The organism is Pseudomonas sp. 2822-17, from assembly GCF_002742485.1.
GTDB classification, from domain to species: Bacteria; Pseudomonadota; Gammaproteobacteria; order Pseudomonadales; family Pseudomonadaceae; genus Aquipseudomonas; species Aquipseudomonas cyclaminis.
This window is the reverse complement of sequence record NZ_LJRZ01000702.1, coordinates 1-278: the sequence shown is the minus strand read 5'-3', so window position 1 is coordinate 278 and position 278 is coordinate 1. Positions and strand designations below refer to the sequence as shown.

The 278-nt window shown below is 30.6% G+C and carries 1 protein-coding gene; it reads right to left on the bottom strand.

The window, feature by feature from the left end; translation table 11 throughout:
• Window positions 1-212, bottom strand: a 212-nt coding sequence (locus tag AOA60_RS32360) for a hypothetical protein (protein ID WP_218240836.1), incomplete at its 3' end; no start/stop codon positions are given.
• Window positions 213-278: the final 66 nt, after the last annotated feature.

The following is a 278-nucleotide window of genomic DNA, read 5'->3' as shown; positions in this document are numbered from 1 at the left end:
CGTTCCATCGTTCTTTGTGTTTTTTTAATAATAAAATCATTATTTTCGCCTGTTACTCGATAAACCGGTGAAAAAGGATATATACTTTTCGGCTCTTCGTCTGTTTTAAATCCAAACGTATCTAAAATTTTAATTCCATTCATTTCAATGCCTCCGTCTACTTCTAAAAACTTAGCTAGCAAGTTGATTAACAAAGCTTTCAGGATCTTCACTTTATAGTTTATTCTTTGACTAATGCTCTCTACTTGGGAAATAAGTGATTTTATTCAATTTTAATG